The sequence below is a fragment of the Mesorhizobium sp. M2C.T.Ca.TU.002.02.1.1 genome, from assembly GCF_003997225.1.
In genome coordinates, this window is sequence record NZ_RZTO01000543.1 from 1 (window position 1) to 4,367 (window position 4,367).

Annotated in this window: 4 protein-coding genes; 1 reads left to right on the top strand and 3 read right to left on the bottom strand. The window is 65.6% G+C overall.

Going from position 1 to position 4,367, the window contains the following annotated elements; genetic code table 11:
* The 3 genes from EOD07_RS24445 to EOD07_RS24455 form a co-directional block, all read right to left on the bottom strand.
* Positions 1 to 1,030: mannitol dehydrogenase family protein (locus EOD07_RS24445; RefSeq protein WP_245470447.1), on the bottom strand; the 1,030-nt coding region annotated here is incomplete at its 3' end.
* Complete coding sequence (locus tag EOD07_RS24450; RefSeq protein WP_127237271.1) at positions 1,027 to 1,809, bottom strand: SDR family oxidoreductase; 783 nt, start codon at positions 1,807 to 1,809, stop codon at positions 1,027 to 1,029. The genes EOD07_RS24450 and EOD07_RS24445, both read right to left, overlap by 4 nt.
* A 171-nt stretch (positions 1,810 to 1,980) precedes the next feature.
* Positions 1,981 to 2,880 carry a MurR/RpiR family transcriptional regulator gene (locus EOD07_RS24455; RefSeq protein ID WP_040990221.1) on the bottom strand — a complete coding sequence of 300 codons (900 nt, stop codon included), beginning with the start codon at positions 2,878 to 2,880 and terminating at the stop codon, positions 1,981 to 1,983.
* A gap of 211 nt (positions 2,881 to 3,091) precedes the next feature.
* On the opposite strand from EOD07_RS24455, the gene EOD07_RS24460 reads away from it, so the two are divergent.
* Positions 3,092 to 4,276 (top strand): Gfo/Idh/MocA family oxidoreductase, encoded by a 1,185-nt coding sequence (locus EOD07_RS24460; RefSeq protein ID WP_127237272.1) that lies wholly within the window; start codon positions 3,092 to 3,094, stop codon positions 4,274 to 4,276.
* The last annotated feature ends 91 nt before the right edge of the window (positions 4,277 to 4,367 follow it).

Consider the following 4,367-nt stretch of genomic DNA (forward strand, 5'->3'; position numbering starts at 1 on the left):
GCATCAGCGTCGGCAGCGTCTCCTCGGTCAGCATGCGCCGGACGAAGCTTGCCAGAAGCGGGTCGGCGATCGTTTCGAACGTGTGCTCGAAGCCGCCCAGAACGCCGAGATAGCTGAGCGTCGTCTGGGCGCCGTTCAGCACGCGCATCTTGAGGTGCTCGAACGGGGTGACGTCGTCGACGAAGGTCGCGCCGACAAGATCCCAGCGCGGCACCCGGCCGGCGAAGCGGTTCTCGATCACCCATTGGCGGAAACGTTCGCCGACGACAACGGCGTTGTCGCGGTAGCCGAAGCGCTGCTCGATCGTGTCGATATCGGCCTCGGTCGTCGCCGGCGCGATGCGGTCGACCATGGCCGAGGGGAAGGCGACATTGGCCTCGATCCAGTCCGCCAGCCGCCCGCCGCGCCGCTCCGCGAATGTCCGCACGACATTGCCGAGGATGATGCCGTTGGTCGGGATGTTGTCGCAGGAGAGCAGCGTCACCGGCCGGCCATGCGAGGCCATGCGCCGTTCCAGCGCCCGTGCCAGGATGCCGGGCACGCTGCGCGGCGTCTCGGGATTGGCGAGGTCGTGGACGATATCGGGATGATCGAGATCGAGCGCGCCGTTCGACGGGATGTGGCAATAGCCCTTCTCGGTCACTGTCATGGTGACCATCTCGATGTCGGGCGAGGCGAGCATCTCCAGCGCCGGCGCAGCATTCTCCTGGCTGTCGACGACGCGCATGATGCTGCCGATGATGCGCGCTTCGACCTCGTCGTTCTGGCGGATCAGCCGTGTGTAGAGGCCATCCTGGCGTCCCAGCGTATCGGTTAGGAGGGGAGGGCGAATGTTGATGCCGACCAATCCCCAGCGGCCGAAATCTTTCGCCAGCAGGTCGTCGGTGTATTCGGCCTGGTGGCAACGGTGGAAGGCGCCGACGCCGATATGGGCGATCCCGGGCTTCAGCGCTGAGCGATCGTAAGCCGGCTTGCGGACTTCGGACGGCAAGCGATCGAGCAGAGCGGGGCTGAGGGTCTCGGCGCTCACCGGTTGGCTCCGATCACCCATTGCTCCTGATCGACCAGCGTGCCCGTCATCGGGCCGGCCGCGTCGGAAAGCAGGAAGACGGCGAGGTTGGCGATGTCGGTCACGGAGAACAGCCGGCCGAAGGGTTGCGTCGCATTGGCCGCGTCGAGCCAGCCCGGACCCTGGCCGAGCGTCTCGGCCTGCATGACGCGTTCGGCCGGCGTGTCGGTCCAGCCGACATTGATGCCGTTGACGCGGATGCGGTCGAAGCGATGGGCATTGGCGGCGTTCTTGGTCAGCGTCGCCAGCGCGCCCTTGGTGGCGGAATAGACGGCCAGCTCCGGCGAGCCGCAATGCGCGTTGATCGACAGGATGTTGACGATCGAGCCGCCCTGACCGCGTTTTCTCATATCGGCGATCGTCGCCTGCATCAGGAAAAAGGGCGCGCGGGCGTTGACGGCAAACAGCGACGACCAGTCGTCGAGCGTTGCATCGGCGAAGGAAGCGCGGTCGGTCAGGCCGGCGGCGTTGACCAGGCCGTCGATGCGGCCGAAGCGTTCGATGCAGGCCTTTGCCAACCGCGCCGGAGCTTCGGGATCGCCGAGATCGGCAGCAGCGAAGGCGGCAGGAGTGCCCATGGCCACAAGCTCGGCGGCCACTGCGTCGCCGCGCTTCTGGTCTCGCCCAGTGATCAGCAATCCGGCAGCGCCGGAACGCGCGGCAATCTCGGCGATCGCCCGGCCGATGCCTTGCGTCGCGCCGGTGACCAGCACCACCTTGCCGTTGAGACGAACCTCCATTCCTCCTCCCGGAATAAAGTTTCCATTTTTTCAAATATGGAACGATGGTTCTCTTTAGTCAATCGTGCTAGAGCGGCTCACCGTTTTCATGGAACCGGTGAACCGCTCTAATCCTTGTCTTTCGCAATTCCGGACGGAAAACCGCTCACACTTTTCCTGGAATTGCTCTTGTCAGCCTGTCCGGCGCGCGACGACGCCGTGGACCAAGGCCATGCCGACGGCAAGCGAGGCGGCGAGCGAGCGGAAACCGCCAAAGTCCTGCTCGACCACTTCCAGCCAGGTGTCGGAGAGCTTTGCCAGCGGCGAAAAGGTGCTGTCGGTGATGGTGAGGATGCGCGCCTTGCGCTCATGCGCGACGGCGACGAGGTCGGGCGTGATCGAATTGTAGGGACTGAAAGAGACGGCGAGCACCGCGTCGCGCGGCGTGATGCAGCCGACCTGGTCGAGCGCGGTCGAGCCGACATTGTCGACCAGCACGTTGCGTACGCCTTGCTGCGAGAGCGTCAGCGACAGATAGGTGGTGACGGGGAAGGCGCGCTTGCTGCCGATGACATAGATCAGTTCGGCCGCCGCCAGGTGATCGATCATCGTCTCGAAAGCGGCGCTATCGAAATCATTGCCGATGCGGCCGAGCGAAGCCTGGCAGGCGCCGACCATGCCGTTGAGGAAATGCAGGTTTGCATTCGGCTCCGCGGGCTTTTCCTGGCTGCCTTGCGTATCCGGCCAGGAGCCCTTCATGCGGTCCTTGAAGAGGAGCTGGAAATCGGAAAAGCCCGAATAGCCGAAGATCTGCGCGAAGCGCACCAGGGTCGAGGGCTGCACGCCGGCCTGGTCCGCCACCTGCGCGATCGTGCCAAGCGCCACCTCGCTCGGATGCTGCCAGAGGAAGATCGCCACCTGGCGAAGCCGTTTCGGGAAATGCACGGTGCCTGACGAAAGCACCGCCCGCAGCTCTTCATAGGTTTGTGGTTTGGTGTAGCCAAGTGCTGCCAGTGATCGGCTCCGCTTTCTCGCCGCCGTCTCCAGACTGTGCGCAGACGGCTCGTCGGCCGCCTTGCTGCGGCCGCTCATAGGATATGCCTCATCGTGACCCCAACCATCGGACGCATCATCCGATCCATGCCCACCCGGATGCGGTCCATCACCTGGACCGAGGGTAAAAAGCTAACGCGGCACAATCGTTTTACAAAACGAAAAATAGAAATATCATTCGAAAACAACCGCGGCCGGTCACGTATCCGCACCGGCCGGCATGTCGAACCTGGGGAGAATAATCGCAATCATGGTCTATGCAACCGCCGATGGTACGTCGCGTCAACGTCTCCGAGTCGGCATGGTCGGAGGCGGCCGCAATGCCTTCATCGGCGCCGTGCATCGCCTCGCCATGCGGCTCGACGACCAGGTCGCGCTGGTCGCGGGCGCATTGTCCTCGGATCCGGAGAACGCCGCGGCCTCCGCCGCGGAGATCGGCATCGCGCCCGAGCGCAGCTATGCCGATTACCGCGCCATGGCGAAGGCCGAAGCAGCGCGGGCCGATGGCATCGAGGCGGTGGTCATCGTCACGCCCAACCACCTGCACGCGCCGATCGCGACCGCCTTCCTCGAGGCCGGCATCGACGTCATCTGCGACAAGCCGCTGTCGACGACGCTTGAGGAGGCTGAAGCGCTGGTGGCGCTGACGCGAGCGAAGCAGCGCCGTTTCGTCGTCACGCTCAACAACACCGGCTACGCCATGGTCCGCCAGGCGCGCGAAATGGTGGCGGCGGGCGAGCTCGGCCGCATCGTGTCGGTGCACGGCGCCTATATCCAGGACTGGCTGACCAAGCCGATCGACGCCGAGGGCCAGAAGCAGGCCGAATGGCGCACCGATCCGGCGCGCGCGGGCCAGTCGGCTGTGCTCGCCGATATCGGCGTGCATGCCTTCAACCTCGCAAGCTTCGTCTCCGGTTTCGAGGCGGAGGCGGTCTCGGCAGACCTCTTCACCGCCGTGCCCGGGCGGCGGCTTGACGACAACGCGCATGTGCTGATGCGCTGGTCGGGCGGGGCGCGGGGCACCATCCTCGCCAGCCAGACCTCGCCCGGCCACTACAACGACCTCTCGGTGCGCATCTATGGCGAGAAGGCCGGGCTCGAATGGTCAGGATCACGGCCCGAGGAACTGCGCTTCTCGCCCTATGGCGAGGAAACGCGCACGCTGGTGCGCGGCGGCCATGGCTCGACCGCGGAAGCCCGGCGCGTCTCGCGCATGCCGGCCGCGCATCCGGAAGGCTATATCGAGGCCTTCGCCAATTTCTACCGTGACGCAGCGGACATCATCCGCGCGCATCGCACGGGTGGTGCGGTCGATGCGGCGCGCGCGGCACAGGTGCCCGACGTCGTCGACGGCGCGCGGGGCGTGAAGTTCGTCGCCGCGGCGGTGGAGTCGAACGCGGCTGGAGGGGCTTGGACGGCGGCGCGGTTTGGATAATCGCTGCGTCCTCTTGCGCCCTTTAGGGCGATCAATCGGTGTCGCGACTTGCTGCCGGACGACCGACCTGCCGGCGCTCGTCGCCGATCAG

Excerpts from the sequence above, each read along its gene's own strand:
- EOD07_RS24460 (WP_127237272.1), top strand. The coding sequence starts at position 3,092 with ATGGTCTATGCAACCGCCGATGGTACGTCGCGTCAACGTCTCCGAGTC.
- EOD07_RS24450 (WP_127237271.1), bottom strand. The coding sequence starts at position 1,809 with ATGGAGGTTCGTCTCAACGGCAAGGTGGTGCTGGTCACCGGCGCGACG.
- EOD07_RS24455 (WP_040990221.1), bottom strand. The coding sequence starts at position 2,880 with ATGAGCGGCCGCAGCAAGGCGGCCGACGAGCCGTCTGCGCACAGTCTG.